This window comes from Pseudomonas sp. LRP2-20 (assembly GCF_024349685.1).
Taxonomy (GTDB): Bacteria; Pseudomonadota; Gammaproteobacteria; order Pseudomonadales; family Pseudomonadaceae; genus Aquipseudomonas.
Genome location: NZ_AP025944.1, coordinates 5,188,707 through 5,204,584, shown reverse-complemented (window position 1 = coordinate 5,204,584; position 15,878 = coordinate 5,188,707). Strand labels below are relative to the sequence as shown.

16 protein-coding genes and 2 pseudogenes are annotated in these 15,878 nt (G+C 63.5%); 12 read left to right on the top strand and 6 right to left on the bottom strand.

Features of this window, described 5'->3' with window-relative positions:
- Nucleotides 1-122: 122 nt before the first annotated feature.
- The 3 genes and pseudogenes from OCX61_RS23395 to OCX61_RS23385 form a co-directional block, all read left to right on the top strand.
- The gene (locus OCX61_RS23395) at nucleotides 123-1,649 is read left to right on the top strand and encodes a CoA-acylating methylmalonate-semialdehyde dehydrogenase (RefSeq protein WP_261941588.1); all 1,527 of its coding nucleotides are present in this window, start codon (nucleotides 123-125) and stop codon (nucleotides 1,647-1,649) included.
- Between the two features lie 10 nt (nucleotides 1,650-1,659).
- A complete protein-coding gene (gene mmsB, locus OCX61_RS23390) occupies nucleotides 1,660-2,550 on the top strand; it encodes a 3-hydroxyisobutyrate dehydrogenase (RefSeq protein WP_261941587.1) in 891 nt (296 codons plus the stop codon).
- 61 nt (nucleotides 2,551-2,611) lie between these two features.
- Nucleotides 2,612-2,809 (top strand): annotated as a pseudogene (locus OCX61_RS23385) (3-hydroxyisobutyrate dehydrogenase); the annotation flags it as partial.
- An 87-nt stretch (nucleotides 2,810-2,896) separates the two neighbouring features.
- On the opposite strand, the gene OCX61_RS23380 reads toward OCX61_RS23385, so the two are convergent.
- Together OCX61_RS23380 and dmeF are read right to left on the bottom strand one after the other, a co-directional pair.
- A complete protein-coding gene (locus tag OCX61_RS23380) occupies nucleotides 2,897-3,241 on the bottom strand; it encodes a cupin domain-containing protein (protein ID WP_003258412.1) in 345 nt (114 codons plus the stop codon).
- Between the two features lie 96 nt (nucleotides 3,242-3,337).
- A complete protein-coding gene (dmeF, locus tag OCX61_RS23375) occupies nucleotides 3,338-4,276 on the bottom strand; it encodes a CDF family Co(II)/Ni(II) efflux transporter DmeF (RefSeq protein ID WP_261941586.1) in 939 nt (312 codons plus the stop codon).
- Nucleotides 4,277-4,346: 70 nt separating this feature from the next.
- On the opposite strand from dmeF, the gene OCX61_RS23370 reads away from it, so the two are divergent.
- The 3 genes and pseudogenes from OCX61_RS23370 to OCX61_RS23360 all read left to right on the top strand — a co-directional run bounded on the left by OCX61_RS23370 (nucleotide 4,347) and on the right by OCX61_RS23360 (nucleotide 5,426).
- Nucleotides 4,347-4,622, top strand: a complete 276-nt coding sequence (locus OCX61_RS23370; protein ID WP_054886890.1) for a metal/formaldehyde-sensitive transcriptional repressor — start codon at nucleotides 4,347-4,349, stop codon at nucleotides 4,620-4,622.
- 173 nt (nucleotides 4,623-4,795) lie between these two features.
- Nucleotides 4,796-5,022: pseudogene (locus tag OCX61_RS23365) on the top strand (type II toxin-antitoxin system HicA family toxin).
- Nucleotides 5,019-5,426 (top strand): type II toxin-antitoxin system HicB family antitoxin, encoded by a 408-nt coding sequence (locus OCX61_RS23360; RefSeq protein WP_261941585.1) that lies wholly within the window; start codon nucleotides 5,019-5,021, stop codon nucleotides 5,424-5,426. The pseudogene OCX61_RS23365 and the gene OCX61_RS23360 overlap by 4 nt, the downstream one beginning before the upstream one ends.
- 44 nt (nucleotides 5,427-5,470) lie before the next feature.
- Here OCX61_RS23360 and OCX61_RS23355 read toward each other — a convergent pair whose 3' ends face one another.
- Complete coding sequence (locus OCX61_RS23355; protein WP_261941584.1) at nucleotides 5,471-6,376, bottom strand: LysR family transcriptional regulator; 906 nt, start codon at nucleotides 6,374-6,376, stop codon at nucleotides 5,471-5,473.
- 78 nt (nucleotides 6,377-6,454) lie between these two features.
- Between OCX61_RS23355 and OCX61_RS23350 the strand changes: the two genes are divergently transcribed.
- Nucleotides 6,455-7,219, top strand: coding sequence for a sulfite exporter TauE/SafE family protein (locus tag OCX61_RS23350; protein ID WP_261941583.1), 765 nt, complete (start codon nucleotides 6,455-6,457; stop codon nucleotides 7,217-7,219).
- Here the strand turns inward: OCX61_RS23350 and OCX61_RS23345 are convergent.
- The gene (locus OCX61_RS23345; RefSeq protein ID WP_027918390.1) at nucleotides 7,209-7,523 is read right to left on the bottom strand and encodes a putative quinol monooxygenase; all 315 of its coding nucleotides are present in this window, start codon (nucleotides 7,521-7,523) and stop codon (nucleotides 7,209-7,211) included. The genes OCX61_RS23350 and OCX61_RS23345 overlap by 11 nt on opposite strands.
- A 205-nt stretch (nucleotides 7,524-7,728) precedes the next feature.
- Here OCX61_RS23345 and mdaB point away from each other — a divergent pair, with 205 nt between their 5' ends.
- The 3 genes from mdaB (at nucleotide 7,729) to ggt (ending at nucleotide 11,031) form a co-directional block, all read left to right on the top strand.
- On the top strand, nucleotides 7,729-8,319 hold the full coding sequence (gene mdaB, locus OCX61_RS23340; RefSeq protein ID WP_085674956.1) for an NADPH:quinone oxidoreductase MdaB: 591 nt from the start codon (nucleotides 7,729-7,731) through the stop codon (nucleotides 8,317-8,319).
- A 30-nt stretch (nucleotides 8,320-8,349) separates the two neighbouring features.
- Nucleotides 8,350-9,246 (top strand): LysR family transcriptional regulator, encoded by an 897-nt coding sequence (locus tag OCX61_RS23335; RefSeq protein WP_261941582.1) that lies wholly within the window; start codon nucleotides 8,350-8,352, stop codon nucleotides 9,244-9,246.
- A gap of 117 nt (nucleotides 9,247-9,363) precedes the next feature.
- On the top strand, nucleotides 9,364-11,031 hold the full coding sequence (ggt, locus tag OCX61_RS23330; protein WP_261941581.1) for a gamma-glutamyltransferase: 1,668 nt from the start codon (nucleotides 9,364-9,366) through the stop codon (nucleotides 11,029-11,031).
- A gap of 120 nt (nucleotides 11,032-11,151) precedes the next feature.
- Here the strand turns inward: ggt and OCX61_RS23325 are convergent, their stop codons facing one another.
- Both OCX61_RS23325 and ypfJ read right to left on the bottom strand, forming a co-directional pair.
- Nucleotides 11,152-13,071, bottom strand: coding sequence for a methyl-accepting chemotaxis protein (locus OCX61_RS23325; RefSeq protein WP_261941580.1), 1,920 nt, complete (start codon nucleotides 13,069-13,071; stop codon nucleotides 11,152-11,154).
- Between the two features lie 256 nt (nucleotides 13,072-13,327).
- Nucleotides 13,328-14,218, bottom strand: coding sequence for a KPN_02809 family neutral zinc metallopeptidase (gene ypfJ / locus OCX61_RS23320; RefSeq protein WP_261941579.1), 891 nt, complete (start codon nucleotides 14,216-14,218; stop codon nucleotides 13,328-13,330).
- A 188-nt stretch (nucleotides 14,219-14,406) separates the two neighbouring features.
- Between ypfJ and pcaH the strand changes: the two genes are divergently transcribed.
- Both pcaH and pcaG read left to right on the top strand, forming a co-directional pair.
- A complete protein-coding gene (pcaH, locus tag OCX61_RS23315) occupies nucleotides 14,407-15,126 on the top strand; it encodes a protocatechuate 3,4-dioxygenase subunit beta (RefSeq protein ID WP_261941578.1) in 720 nt (239 codons plus the stop codon).
- Nucleotides 15,127-15,136: 10 nt separating this feature from the next.
- Nucleotides 15,137-15,742, top strand: coding sequence for a protocatechuate 3,4-dioxygenase subunit alpha (gene pcaG / locus OCX61_RS23310; RefSeq protein WP_261941577.1), 606 nt, complete (start codon nucleotides 15,137-15,139; stop codon nucleotides 15,740-15,742).
- Nucleotides 15,743-15,878 lie beyond the last annotated feature (136 nt).

Here is a 15,878-nt window from a genome sequence, read left to right as displayed (position 1 = left end):
TTTTTTTGTGCGTTCTTGTTGGATGTTTGCACATCTATACTCGAAAAAAGCCCCAAGGCGCCACCTCGCGTTTGCCCGGCGCCGGCGATCTCGTCCTGACAATAATTCCAAGGAGAACGCAGATGAACGCTCCACAATCCCCTGACAAGACCAAGGTCGAACAGGTCAAGTTGCTGATCGACGGCCAATGGGTCGAGTCGAAGACCAGCGAATGGCGCGATATCGTCAACCCGGCCACCCAAGAGGTGCTGGCGCGGGTACCGTTCGCCACCGTCGAAGAAGTGGACGCTGCCGTGGCGGCTGGCCAGCGCGCCTTCAAGACCTGGCGTGACACCCCGATCGGTGCACGCATGCGCATCATGCTCAAGCTGCAGGCGCTGATCCGCGAACACACCAAGCGCATCGCCCAGGTGCTCAGCGCCGAGCAGGGCAAGACCCTTGCCGACGCCGAGGGTGACATCTTCCGCGGCCTGGAAGTGGTCGAGCACGCGGCCTCCATCGGCACCCTGCAGATGGGCGAGTTTGCCGAGAACGTCGCCAGCGGCGTCGACACCTACACCCTGCGCCAGCCGATCGGCGTGTGCGCCGGCATCACCCCGTTCAACTTCCCGGCAATGATCCCGCTGTGGATGTTCCCGATGGCCATCGTCTGCGGCAACACCTTCGTGCTCAAGCCTTCCGAACAGGACCCGCTGTCGACCATGCTGCTGGTCGAGCTGGCGCTGGAAGCCGGTGTGCCGGCGGGCGTGCTCAACGTGGTACACGGTGGCAAGCAGGTTGTGGATGCGATCTGCACCCACCAGGACATCAAGGCGATTTCCTTCGTCGGCTCCACCGAAGTCGGCACCCACGTGTACAACCTGGCCAGCCAGCACGGCAAGCGCGTGCAGTCGATGATGGGCGCGAAGAACCACGCCGTGGTGCTGCCTGACGCCAACCGCACGCAAACCGTCAACGCCCTGGTCGGTGCCGCCTTCGGCGCCGCCGGGCAGCGCTGCATGGCCACCTCGGTGGCGGTGCTGGTGGGCAAGGCGCGTGATTGGCTGCCGGACATCAAGGAGGCAGCGAGCAAGCTCAAGGTCAACGCCGGTTGCGAGCCGGGCACCGATGTCGGCCCGGTGGTTTCCAAGCGCGCCAAGGAGCGTGTGCTGGGCCTGATCGAAAGCGGCATCCGGGAAGGCGCCAAACTCGAACTCGATGGCCGTGGCGTCAAAGTGCCCGGCTACGAGCAAGGCAACTTCGTCGGCCCGACCCTGTTCTCCGGGGTGAAGACCGACATGCAGGTGTACACCCAGGAAATCTTCGGCCCGGTGCTGGTGACCCTGGAAGTCGACACCCTCGATGAGGCCATCGCCCTGGTCAACGCCAACCCGTTCGGCAATGGCACCGGCCTGTTCACCCAGAGCGGTGCGGCGGCGCGCAAGTTCCAGAGCGAGATCGACATCGGCCAGGTCGGCATCAACATCCCGATCCCGGTACCGGTACCGTTCTTCAGCTTCACCGGCTCGCGCGGCTCCAAGCTCGGCGATCTCGGCCCGTACGGCAAGCAAGTGGTGCAGTTCTACACTCAGACCAAGACCGTCACCGCCCGTTGGTTCGATGACGACAGCGTCAATGACGGTGTGAACACCACCATCAGCCTGCGCTAAGGAGAAAGCCATGCGTATCGCATTCATCGGCCTCGGCAACATGGGCGCGCCCATGGCCCGCAACCTGATCAAGGCCGGGCACCAGCTGAATCTGTTCGACCTGAACAAGACCGTGCTGGCCGAGCTCGCCGAACTGGGCGGGCAGGTCAGCGCCTCGCCCAAGGAGGCGGCGGCCAGCAGCGAGCTGGTGATCACCATGCTGCCGGCGGCGGCCCATGTGCGCAGCGTCTACCTGGATGACGACACGGGCGTGCTGGCTGGCATCCGCCCAGGCACCCCGACCGTGGATTGCAGCACCATTGACCCGCAGACCGCCCGCGAGGTTTCCAAGGCTGCAGCGGCCAAAGGCGTCGACATGGGCGATGCGCCGGTCTCCGGCGGCACAGGCGGCGCAGCGGCGGGCACCCTGACCTTCATGGTCGGCGCCAGCGCCGAGCTGTTCGCCACGCTACAGCCGGTGCTGGCGCAGATGGGCCGCAACATTGTGCACTGCGGCGAAGTGGGGACCGGGCAGATCGCCAAGATCTGCAACAACCTGCTGCTGGGCATCTCGATGATCGGCGTGTCCGAGGCCATGGCCCTGGGCAATGCGCTAGGCATCGACACCAAGGTGCTGGCGGGGATCATCAACAGCTCTACCGGGCGCTGCTGGAGCTCCGATACCTACAACCCGTGGCCAGGCATCATCGAGACTGCACCTGCTTCGCGTGGGTATACCGGTGGATTCGGCGCTGAGCTGATGCTCAAGGACCTGGGGCTGGCCACCGAGGCTGCGCGTCAGGCCCACCAGCCGGTGATCCTTGGCGCCGTGGCCCAGCAGCTGTATCAGGCGATGAGCCTGCGTGGTGAAGGCGGCAAGGACTTCTCGGCAATCGTCGAGGGTTACCGCAAGAAGGACTGAAGAGCGAGGAGTTGTGGGAGCGGGCTTGCCCCGCGAAGCAGGCGACCCGTTGCCTGGCACCGGCTACGCCGGCGTTCGCGGGGCAAGCCCGCTCCCACAAAGGCCGGTTATGCCTGTTGGACCTGGGGCTGAGCGCCAGGCGCACCAGCCGGTGATTTTGGGTGCGCTGGCCCAGCAGCTGTATCAGGCGATGAGCTTGCGCGGTGAAGGCGGCAAGGACTTCTCGGCGATCGTCGAGGGCTACCGCAAGAAGGATTGACGAGCGAGGACTTCATCGCGGGCCGGGCGGCCTTCCCTCTGTAACTGCGCACCAGAGGGAAGGGCACCCGCCCCGCGATGTTTTTTATCAGGCGAAGACGAAATACTTGCGCACGGTCTCAACCACTTCCCAAGTGCCTTTCATCCCCGGTTCGATCACGAACACATCACCCGCTTTCAGGTGCTTCGGCTCTTCGCCTTCGGGGGTGATGATGCAGTAGCCATCGAGGAAGTGGCAGAACTCCCACTTCTCGTAGTTGACCTCGAACTTGCCCGGGGTGCAGATCCAGGTACCCATGATCTTGCTGCCGTCGGCCGACAGGTAGGCGTTGAGGTTGACGGTGTGCGGATCGCCGCCGATGCGCTTCCACTTGGTGGCGTCCACGACCGGCGTCGGGCAGGTTTCGCGCAGGACGGTGATGAAATCGGACATGGCACAACTCCTGGTGACTGGCTGAATGACGGGTCACCATAGGGCCAAAGGCCGAGCCGCAGTTGCCTGGGCTCGACGTCCAGCTGCCTGCCCGCGCTATGCCAGGGCGTTTACCTCGACGGTGATGTGGGCCAGTTCCTCGTGCACACCCAGTGCCTGGCGCACGCTGTCGGCGCTCAGTGCCGCCTGGGTGGCCAGGCTGAGGATGCAGGCGTACTGGTCCTTGCCCACGCGCCATACATGCAGGTCGGTGATGGTGGCGGGCACCGGCAGTTCGGCGACCACCTCGCGAATCTCCTCGACCACCGGCGCGTCCATTTCGGCATCCAGCAGGACGCGGCCGGTATCGCGCAGCAGGCCGCGGGCCCAGAGCGCCACCAGCACCGCGCCGACCAGGCCCATTACCGGGTCGAGCCAGCTGGCGCCCCAGAGCTTGCCGGCCAGCAGGGCGACGATTGCCAGCACCGAGGTGGCGGCGTCGGCGATCACGTGCAGGTAGGCCGAGCGCAGGTTCAGGTCGTGGTGGTGATGGCCATGGTCGTGGTGATGGTCATGGCCATGAGCATGATGGTGATGATCGTGATCGTCACGCAGCAGCCAGGCGCAGATCAGGTTCACGGCCAGGCCGATCACGGCGATGAAGATCGCCTCGTCATAGTGGATCGGCCCCGGCGTCAGCAGCCGTTCGGCCGACTGGAAGGCCATCAGCCCGGCCACGCCGAGCAGCAGCAGGGCGCTGGAATAGCCGCCGAGAATCTCGATCTTCCAGGTACCGAAGGCGAAGCGCCGGTCCTTGGCATAGCGGCGTGCGGCAGCATAGGCCAGCAGCGAAAGCCCCAGGGCCAGGGCGTGCGAGCTCATGTGCCAGCCGTCGGCGAGCAGTGCCATGGAGTTGAAGAACCAGCCACCGGCGATTTCCGCCACCATCATGATCGCCGTCAGCCACACGGCCAGCCGGGTCTTGCGCTCGGCGCCGAGGTTGCTGGTGTGGAACTGGTGGCTGTGCTGCCAGCGGCCTGAGGTTTGTGTCGCCATGGTTTATCATGCTCCCGGAATGTCGAGAAATATACTATACCCCAGTATACCTAGCGTGGTGTGAAAGCGAATGGCACATACGATCAAGAGCAAGAAGCAACTGCTGACCCGGGTGCGCAAGATCAAAGGCCAGGCCGCCGCTCTGGAGACGGCGCTGGAGCAGGACAAGGACTGCCTGGCGATCCTCCAGCAGATCGCCGCCGTGCGCGGCGCGGTGAACGGGCTGATGGCCGAGGTCATGGAAGGGCACATCCGCGAGCACCTGGTGGCGGAAGGGCTGAGCGCCGAGGAACGGCAGGAAGAGGCGGACAAGGTGGCGGCTTTGTTGCGGTCTTATCTGAAGTGATACCCCCTGGGGGTATAGGCTAGGAAGGTTGGTTTCCTACAGGGCAGTAAGTAGAAGCTTACTCGGCGGCCCGAAACATCCGATGGTCACCTGAAGTGTGCATGGTGTGTACTGCGCTTCGTTTTGGTTAATTCGGTGTGTATGATACACATCGACTGCCGAAGGAAGGGTGAATGCGCAGTCGTGAAGTGATCCAGCTCATTGAGGCGGATGGGTGGTATGAAGTCGAGGTGAAGGGCAGCCATATCAGTTCAGGCATCCGATCAAGAAAGGACGGGTGACAGTTCCTCACCCCAAGAGCGATCTGCCCAAAGGCACCGTACACAGCATCCTGAAGCAAGCTGGCTTGAAGCAGTGCAGTGGCTTCGATAGCTCAAACAGCAGTGGAGACGCGCTATGAAATTTCCGGTCGTATTGCACAAGGACGCCGAATCGGATTACGGCGTGACCATTCCCGATGTACCAGGCTGTTTCTCTGCTGGAGGGAGTGTCGCCCAGGCACTGGAGAACGTTCAGGAAGCATTGGCGCTTCATTTCGAAGGCTTGGTTGCAGATAACGAAGCGCTTCCGCAAGCGCAGGAAGTCGACGTCCATGTGGCGAATCCCGAGTATGCCGGTGGGGTCTGGGCTGTCGTCGATTTCGATGTTACGCCGTACCTGGGGAAGGCCGTAAGGTTTAACGCAACACTGCCGGAAAACCTGCTGCAGCGAATCGATGAAAAAGTGAAGCGTGACCATCGATATGCCTCTCGCTCCGGATTTCTAGCGTCGGCCGCCCTGCGAGAGCTGGCGCTCGCGCATTGAGCAACGGGGCTGCTTTGCAAGCCATCGCGGGCCTCGCGCTGGGCTCAAGGGCCTTGCAGTTCCCTGTGGGGCTGCATCAATCGCTCAACCAACCCCGCCGCATAGCCGGGTAACCCGGCAAAATCCCGCGCACACAAGAGTAACCGCCGCTTGGCCCAATCCTCTCGCAGCGCCACCCAGTGCATCGGCAACACCCCCTGCCAGCGCTGCACCGATGCCAGCGGCACCACACCGATACCGGCGCCCCCCGCAACCATGCGTATTACCCCGTCAAAACCCTCTGCCCGCACCCGTACCTGCATGCGCTGGCCTTCGCGCAGCGCCTGTTCTTCCAGGTACAGCGCCAGGGCACTGTTCGCCCCCAGCCCGACATGGCCATGGGCAAGGCAGTCGACGAAGCTCGGCGCGGGCTCTGCGGCGAGTGGGTGAGCCAACGGGGTCACCAGCACCAGCGGATCATCGCGAAATGGCAAGGTCTGCAGATGCGCGCTGGGCGCTGCGGTGGAAATGATGCCCAGGTCAGCCATGCCCTGAGTGATCGACTGCACGATGCGCAGGCTTGGCAACTCCTGCACATCGATACTGATCCCAGGGTTGTCGGCAAGGTAGCTGGCCAGTAGTTCCGGCAGGTATTCGGTCAGCGCCGCGGTGTTGCACAGCAGCCGAACCTGCCCTTGCTGCCCCTTGGCATAGTGGGCCAGGTCGAACTGCAGGCGTTCGACCTGCTGGCCGATCAGCCGTGCATGTTGCAGCAGTGCCTGCCCGGCGGGCGTCGGCTGCACGCCACGGCGATTGCGCTCCAGCAAAGACGTGCCGAGCGATGCCTCCATGGCACGGATGCGCGCACTGGCCGCCGGCAGCGAGAGATGGCTGCGGCGGGCGCCAGCAGTGATGTTGCCGCACTCGGCGGTGTGCTGGAAAAGCCGGAGGTCGATCAGGTCGAAATGCATCTGCCTCTGTCCTGGCGAGAGTCTGGCTGAGTATATGGCAGATTTTCAGCCCAGCCGCTGCGCGCCATCATGGCGCCCATGAATACCTTGATCGCTTTCTACCAGAACATCGGCCCGGCACTGACGCTGCTGGTGATCATCACATTCCTGCTGGCCGGTGCCGTCAAAGGTGTGATCGGCCTCGGCCTGCCGACCATCGCCATGGGCCTGCTGGGGCTGGCTATGTCGCCGGCGCAGGCTGCGGCGCTGTTGATCGTTCCGTCGACGCTCACCAACCTCTGGCAGCTCGCTGCTGGAGGGCATCTGCTGGCGCTGCTGCGCAGGCTCGGGCCGATGCTGGCGATGATCTTCTTTGGAACCTTGCTTGGCAGTGCCTGGTTGGGCATCAACAGTGGGCCGTGGGCGGTGCATGCGTTGGGAGCGGCGCTGGTGATCTATGCGTTGTACGGGCTGGCAGGCCCGGCCATGCGTGTGGCGCCGGGGCGGGAAGGGTGGTGGGGGCCGGTCTGCGGGCTGGTGACCGGTTTGGTCACCGCGGCCACTGGCGTATTCGTGATGCCAGCGGTGCCTTACCTGCAGAGCCTGGGCCTGAGCCGCGACGAGATGATTCAGGCGCTGGGCCTGTCGTTCACGGTCTCGACCCTGGCGCTGGCCCTTGGCCTGGCCGGGCAGGATGCCCTGGGTGGGCAAGCGCTGGGGGCTTCGTTGCTGATGCTGGCGCCGGCACTGTTGGGCATGCTCGCCGGGCAGTGGTTGCGCCAGCGCATCAGCGCTGCGCTGTTCAAGCGCTGCTTTTTCATCGGCCTGGCCGCGCTGGGCGGCCATTTGCTGATCAACGGTTAGCGGACGAGGCGCTGAGCATCACGATCGGCTGGATGTCGAAGTCGCGCTCCAGGTAATCCATGCGTTTTTCGAAGAACTCGACCATGTGCGGCAGTGCCGAGTGCACGTCCAGCGCCGCCTTGTCGGCCCATACTTCATAGAACACGAACAGGCTCGGGTCCTGTTGGTCGCGCAGCATGTGGTATTCGATGCAGCCCGGTTCCTGGCGGCTTGGCTCGACGTAGGCGCGGAACAGGGTTTCGAAGGCTTCGGCCATTTCCGGACGGGTCTTGGCCTTGAGGATGAATGCGTGCTGCTCGCTCATGGATCGGTTCTCGCAATGGGCAAAGGGTTGGTGAAACGATTCTAAGGCAATAATGTCTCTCCGATCTTTGACTTAAGGTCAATTGTATTTTGCCCCGTGCTGGCTGTATCCCGTGCCCGCGAACCTCTAATCTGCCGGCCTCATCTTCATGACGCGATCACAGGCATTCAGGCCTCGGGTCGCCACCGACAACTTCGAGGCCAGCATGAAAAAGATCCTTCTGCTCAACGGCGGCAAACAGTTCGCCCACTCCGACGGCCGTCTCAACCAGACCCTCCACGATGCCGCCCTGGCCCACCTGGACCGTGCCGGTTTCGATGTGCAGCAGACGTTCATCGACGGTGGTTACGACGCCCAGGCCGAAGTGGAGAAATTCCTCTGGGCCGACGTGATCATCTACCAGATGCCGGGCTGGTGGATGGGCGCGCCGTGGACCGTGAAGAAGTACATCGACGATGTCTTCACCGCCGGCCATGGCAGCCTTTACGCCAACGATGGCCGTACCCGTTCCGATCACTCGCAGAAGTACGGCAGCGGTGGCTTGGTGCACGGCAAGCAGTACATGCTGTCGCTGACCTGGAACGCGCCGCAGCAGGCGTTCGATGACCCGACGGACTTCTTCGAGGGCAAAGGTGTGGATGCGGTGTACTTCCCGTTCCACAAGGCCAACCAGTTCCTCGGCATGACCGGCTTGCCGACCTTCCTCGCGGTGGATGTGATGAAGCGCCCGGATGTGCCGGCGGCGTTGGCGGCTTATGAGGCGCATCTGGACAAGGTGTTCGGCAAGGCTATCTAATCCCTGCATGGTTCAAGCACAGGCGCTCAAGTGAAGACCCGATCCGAAGAACTCCAGGTGTTCGTCGCCGTCATCGACTGCGGCTCGATCTCTGCCGCTGCCGAGCAGATGGGGCAGACCCCGTCGGCCGTCAGTCGCACGCTGTCACGCCTGGAGGCCAAGCTCGGCACCACCCTGGTCAACCGCACCACCCGGCGCATGGACCTCACCGAAGAAGGGCGCTTCTTCCTCGAACGCGCGCGCCTGGTGCTGGAGCAGATGGACGAGATGGAAGAGCGCCTGTCGATGAATCGCCAGACCCCCTCCGGGCGCCTGCGCATCAACGCCGCAGCGCCGTTCATGCTGCATGCCATCCTGCCGTGGATCGGCGAGTTCCGTCGCCAGTACCCCGGCATCGAGCTGGAACTCAACACCGACGACCTGATCATCGACCTGCTGGAGCAGAGCACCGACGTGGCCATCCGCATCGGTGAACTGGCCGACTCCAGTCTGCATGCCCGCTCGCTCGGCTGCAGCCCGGTGCAGGTGCTGGCGAGCCCGGAGTACCTGGAGCATTACGGCACGCCGGAAAAGGTCGAAGACCTGAACAACCACTGCCTGCTCGGCTTCAGCCAACCTGAGTCGCTCAACCAGTGGCCTCTGCGTCATGCCCAGGGTGACCGCTGGGGTATCCGCCCGGCACTGATCGCCTCCAGTGGCGAGACCCTGCGTCAGCTGGCGCTGGCCGGGGAGGGCATTGTCGCCCTGTCGCACTTCATGACCCACGAAGACATCCGCGCCGGCCGCCTCAAGGTGCTGCTGAGCGAGGCCAGCAACGGCTATCGCCAGCCGATCCACGCGGTGTACTACCGCAACACGCAGCTGGCCCTGCGCATCCAGTGCTTCCTCGATTTCATCCAGCGCAAGCTGGCCATGTACGCTTGCTGAGTTGCCTGAACGCGACAGATCCTGTCCACAGGCGGCGAAACTTCCTACGTTTGATTGCACAGTCAGAGCGCTTCGGCCTTACTGACTGCTCAACAAAAACAACACCAAGGAAGTGTCATGCGTATTGTCCCGTTCCAGTACCTGGCTCTGGCAGCCGCGATCCTGAGCTGTTCCTCGGCTTATGCCGCCACGTTGGAAGGCGGCGCGGTGGCCGCACCCGATCAATATGGTGCACAGGTAGCCGCCGATATTCTCAAGAAGGGCGGCAACGCAGTGGATGCTGCGGTAGCGACGGCGTTCACCCTGGCGGTGACCTACCCCGAGGCGGGTAACATCGGTGGCGGCGGTTTCATGACCCTGTTCGTCGACGGCAAGCCGTATTTCCTCGACTACCGCGAAGTGGCGCCCAAGGCCGCCACGCGCAACATGTACCTGAACGACAAGGGCGAGGTGATCGAGAACCTGAGCCTGGTCGGCGTGCGCGCCGCCGGCGTGCCTGGCACGGTGATGGGGCTGTGGGAGGCTCATCAGAAATTCGGCAAGCTGCCCTGGAGCGAGCTGCTGACCCCGGCCATCGGCTATGCGAAGAACGGCTTCAAGGTCGCCGAAAAGCAGTACCAGTACCGCAACGATGCCCAGGGCATGTTCAAGACGGCGACCAACTTCAACGATTACTTCGGCAACATGAAGGTCGGTGAGCTGTTCAAACAGCCGGAAATGGCCCAGACCCTCGAGCGTATTGCCGACAAAGGCGTGAGCGAGTTCTACCAGGGCAAGACGGCCGACCTGCTGGTGGCGCAGATGCAGGCCGACAAGGGCCTGATCACCAAGGAAGACCTCAAGGACTACAAGGCCGTGTGGCGCGAGCCGATGGCCCTGAGCTGGCGCGGCAACGTGGTCTACACCGCGCCGCCGCCCAGCTCCGGCGGGGTAGCCCTGGCCCAGCTGCTGGGCATCAAGGAAGACCGTGCGGCAGACTTCAAGGGCGTGGCGCACAACTCGGCGCAGTACATCCACCTGCTGGCAGAGATCGAGAAGCGTGTGTTCGCCGACCGTGCCGATTACCTCGGCGACCCGGCTTTCACCCAAGTGCCAGTCGAGCAGTTGGTGGCCAAGGACTACCTGGCCAAGCGTGCCGCGCAGGTCAACCCGAAAGCCATTTCCGAGACTGACAAGGTCAAGCCAGGCCTGGAACCACACCAGACCACGCACTTCTCGATCGTCGACAAGCAGGGCAACGCGGTCAGCAACACCTACACCCTCAACCTCGATTACGGCAGCGGCGTGGTAGTCAAGGGCGCGGGCTTCCTGCTCAACGACGAGATGGACGACTTCAGCGCCAAGCCGGGCGCAGCGAATGCCTTTGGCGTGGTTGGCGGTGACGCCAACGCCATCGCGCCGGGCAAGCGCATGCTGTCGTCGATGAGCCCGAGCCTGATGACCCGCGACGGCAAGGTCGAGCTGGTGATCGGTACCCCGGGTGGTTCGCGAATCTTTACCTCGATCTTCCAGGTGATGAACAACCTGTATGACTACGGCATGCCGCTGGAGAAGGCTGTGGCGGCGCAACGTGTGCACCATCAGTTGCTGCCCAAGGACACCATCTACTTCGACAGCTACGCGCCGCTGACCGGTCCGGTGGCTGATGAACTGAAGAAGATGGGCTATGTGCTGGAGGATCAGGGCTGGGAGATGGGCGATATCCAGGCGATCCGGGTCAACGGGGCGCAGCTTGAGACCGCTTCGGATCCGCGTGGGCGTGGGGTGGGGATGATCGTTAAATAGTTCTGCATTGGCGGAGCTGACGTATTCGCGGGGCAAGCCCGCTCCCACAGGTTCACCGCTCTTCGGAAGGCAGCGGTAATCCTGTGGGAGCGGGCTTGCCCCGCGAATGCTATCTAAAGGTCAGACGCGGAACTGGCTGACCAGCATCTGCAGGTGACCACCCAGGCGCGCCAGCTCGACGCTGGACGCGGCTGTTTCATCACTGGCCGCAGCGGTCTGCTCCGACACATCTCGCACGTTCAGGATACTGCGGCTGATCTCTTCAGCCACCGCACTCTGCTGCTCGGCCGCCGCAGCGATCTGCTGGTTCATCGACTGGATGCTCGACACCGTGCCGGTGATGTTCTCCAGCGAAGCACCTGCCTTGCGCGCCAGCTCGACACTGCTGTCGGTCAGCGTGCGGCTGCCCTGCATGGCGTTGGCCACCTGCTGGGTACCGTGCTGCAGGCTGGCCACCAGCTCTTCGATCTCTTCGGTTGACTTCTGCGTGCGCTGGGCCAGGCCACGCACTTCGTCGGCAACCACGGCGAAGCCACGGCCGGCTTCACCGGCACGGGCCGCCTCGATCGCGGCGTTGAGCGCCAGCAGGTTGGTCTGCTCGGCCACCGACTTGATCACGTCCATCACGCTGCCGATCTTCTGGCTTTCCTGCTGCAGCAGGTTCATGGCCTCGGTGGAACGGTGCACTTCCGCGGCCAGGCGCTCGATCTGGCTGATTGCCTCGCCTACCACACGGTCACCGGCACGGGCCTCGTCGTCGGCACCGGTGGCCGCGTGCGAAGCCTGCTCGGCGTTGCGCGCCACTTCCTGAACGGTGGCTGCCATTTCGTGCATCGCGGTAGCCACCTGGTCGGTCTCGATCTTCTGGCTGTTGGCGCCGGCACTGGTCTGCTCGGTCACTGCCGACAGCTCTTCGGCGGCGCTGGCGATCTGGGTGACGCCGTCACGGATGCCGCTGATCAGCTCGCGCAGGGTGGTGCCCATGCGCGCGATGCCTTGTTGCAGCACGCCGATTTCGTCGCGGCGAGTGACGCGCAGCTCATGGGTCAGGTCGCCAGCGGCAATGCGTTCCACGGCTTGTAGGGTGTCGCGCAGCGGGCGGGTGATCTGCCGGGTGATGATCACGGCGGCAATCACGCCCGCCAGCAGCGCCAGCAGCGTGGCGATGGTCTGCAGGCTACGTGCCTGGGTGCTCTCGGCGTCGCGGCGTTCGAGCTGGATCTTGTACAGCGCGTCGCTGCGCTTGACGATGTCGGCACCCTGCACGGTCATTTCCGCACGGGCAACGGTGATCGCGGCGACCGCATCGCGGAATTGGCGCACGGCATCGCGGTAGGCCAGCACCGACTGCTCGAATTGCTGTACGCGGGTGGCTTCAGCGGGCAGCTGGCGCTTGAGGTTGTCGATGTCGGCCAGCGCACTGTCCAGCTGACGCAGGGCGGCCTGCTCGTTGGCGGCGGTGTTGTCGGCGATGTAGCCGCGCACATCGATGCGCACTTGCAGCAGTTGCTGGCGCGCCTTGCTGATCAGCTGGTACTGGGCCAGGCGCACGCTGTCAGCCTCGGGGCGGGACATGACGTCCTGGCTGAGGGTTTCCATGGCGTCATCGGCCTTGGCCGCCGACACGTTCATGGCGTCACGGGCGGCCAGCGAGCTCTTGTAGCCGGCACGCATCTTGTTCAGCGACACCTTGTACTCGCTGATGGTCTGCCCCAGCTCCTTGAGCAGCACGACGTTGGCCGGGCTGGTGAAGGTGGTGACCAGGTATTCCTGCTGCTTGCTGAAGGCGTCGAGCTTGGCCTGGGTGTTGGCCGCAGCGGCGTCATCGCCATTGGCGATCATGTACTGCAGGCGCGCCACGCGCAGGTCGGTCAGGTCCTTGTTGAGCTGGCCGATGTCGCCCATCCAGTTGCTGCGGTCGATCAGGCTGCCCAGGCTGGTCCAGCCAGTCAGGGCCAGCAGGCCAGTTAGAAACAGCACCAGGCCGAAGCCCAGGCCGAGTTTGAGGTTGACGCTGATGTTGGCGAACCAGCTGTTCATGCACGCTCTCCAGAAAATTCATTCGCTCACTTGATCATCGATCGCAGGGCGTTGTTGTTCTGGGAGCCCGCTGATTCGTGCTGCTGTTATCGGCACGACGAACGGAAAGCTGAATCGCTTTTTCAGCTGATTTGTAACTTAGCGAAAACGTTTGCTTTTTGCAGATCGCGGAGGCTGTTTGGCAGCCCATCGCCGGCAAGCACGGCTGCCACAGATGCTGCGCCAGTTTGTGGAAGCCGCAAAGCGGCCCAGGATCTCAAAGGCTACGTGCGCTGAAGGTATCGCAGCTGTTCACATTACCCTGGGCAAAGCCGGCCTTGAACCAGCGCACCCGCTGCGCCGAGGTGCCATGGGTGAAGGAGTCGGGCACCACGCGCCCCTGGCCCTGCTGCTGCAGCCGGTCATCACCAATGGCATTGGCCGCGTTCAGTGCCTCCTCGACATCGCCAGGCTCCAGCCAGTTCAGCCGCTTCTGCGCCTGATACGCCCACACCCCGGCCAGGCAGTCAGCTTGCAACTCCTGGCGCACCAGCAGGCCGTTGTCGCCTTCCATGCGCTGGCCGCCACGCCGCGCAGCATCGACCTTGGCCGACACACCCAGCAAGGTCTGCACGTGGTGGCCGATCTCGTGGGCGATCACGTAGGCCTGGGCGAAGTCGCCGGCCGCAGCGAAGCGGGTTTCCATCTCGCGGAAGAACGACATGTCCAGGTAGACCCGTTGGTCCGCCGGGCAGTAGAACGGCCCGACCGCCGCAGAAGCAAAGCCGCAGGCGGAGTTCACCTGGCCGCTGAACAGCACCAGTTTGGGATCGCGGTATTGCTTGCCAGCCTGAGCGAACAGGGCCTTCCAGGTATCCTCGGTGTCACCCAGGATCGAGGCAACGAACTGAGCCTGTTCGTCATTGGCCGGTGGCGCCTTGCCGCCGGCGCCATTCGGCGCAGCCTGCTGTTGCTGCTGGTCCATCTGCCCGGCGAGCTGGCCAAGGATCTGCAGCGGGTCCTGGCCGGTGAGCCAGCCGATGCCGACGATCAGCAGCACTGCGCCAAGCCCCAGGCCCTTGCCGCCGCCAAAGCGCATACCGCCGCCGCCGCCTTCGCCACGGGCATCGACCACGTTGTCGCTGCGTCGGCCTTTTCGCCATTCCATGAGGTGCTCTCCAGAGCGTGAAACATGGGGATAAATACTAGATCACCCCAGCCAAAGGCACTAATACATAACCATTAGGTTATGTATTGGGTGGCTGATTTCAATATTCATCACGCGCGACCTATCTGAAACTGCAAGTCCGCCTGCCGTGTACAGGCGTTCTCATAATTCCAAGAGAGGAATCCGGCATGCCCGCCCAGGACAACAGCCGCTTTGTGATCCGTGATCGCAACTGGCACCCGAAGGCCCTGACGCCCGACTACAAGACTTCCATTGCCCGCTCACCGCGCCAGGCACTGGTCAGCATCCCGCAGTCGATCAGCGAAACCACCGGCCCGGACTTTTCCCACCTGGGCTTCGGTGCCCATGACCATGACCTGCTGCTGAACTTCAACAACGGTGGCCTGCCGATCGGCGAGCGCATCATCGTTGCCGGCCGCGTCGTCGACCAGTACGGCAAGCCTGTGCCGAACACCCTGGTGGAGATGTGGCAAGCCAACGCCGGCGGCCGTTACCGCCACAAGAACGACCGTTACCTGGCGCCGCTTGATCCGAACTTCGGTGGTGTCGGCCGCTGCCTGACCGACCGCGACGGCTACTACAGCTTCCGCACCATCAAACCGGGCCCGTACCCATGGCGCAACGGGCCGAACGACTGGCGCCCGGCGCACATCCATTTCGCCATCAGCGGCCCTGCGATCGCCACCAAGCTGATCACCCAGCTGTACTTCGAGGGTGACCCGCTGATCCCGATGTGCCCGATCGTCAAGTCGATCGCCAATCCGCAAGCCGTGCAGCAGTTGATCGCCAAGCTCGACATGAGCAATGCCAACCCGATGGACTGCCTGGCGTATCGCTTCGACATCGTGCTGCGCGGCCAGCGCAAGACCCACTTCGAAAACTGCTGAGGACCCCGCCATGCCAATCGAACTGCTGCCGGAAACCCCCTCGCAGACCGCCGGCCCCTACGTGCACATCGGCCTGGCCCTGGAAGCGGCCGGCAACCCGACCCGCGACCAGGAAATCTGGAACCGCCTGGCCAAGCCGGACGCTGCCGGCGAGCACATCCTGCTGATCGGTCACGTGTATGACGGCAACGGGCATCTGGTGCGTGACTCGTTCCTGGAGCTGTGGCAGGCCGATGCCAACGGCCAGTATCAGGATGCCTACAACCTGGAAAACGCCTTCAACAGCTTCGGCCGCACCGCCACCACCTTCGATGCCGGCGAGTGGACCGCGCACACGGTCAAGCCAGGGGTAGTGAACAACGCTGCAGGCGTGCCGATGGCGCCGCACATCAACATCAGCCTGTTTGCCCGGGGGATCAACATCCACCTGCACACGCGTCTGTACTTCGATGACGAGGCCGAGGCCAATGCCAAGTGCCCGGTGCTCAACCTGATCGAGCAGCCGCAGCGCCGCGAGACCTTGATTGCCAAGCGTTGCGAAGTAGATGGGAAAACGGCCTATCGCTTCGATATCCGTATTCAGGGGGAAGGGGAGACGGTCTTCTTCGACTTCTGAGTGAAGCCTGGGGCTGCTTTGCAGCCCATCGCCGGCAAGCGCGGCTCCCACAGGTAGAGTGCAAACCTCGAGGTTGGCGCTGTACCTGTGGGAGCCGCGCTTGCCGGCGATGGGCCGCAAAGCGGCCCCCGCAATC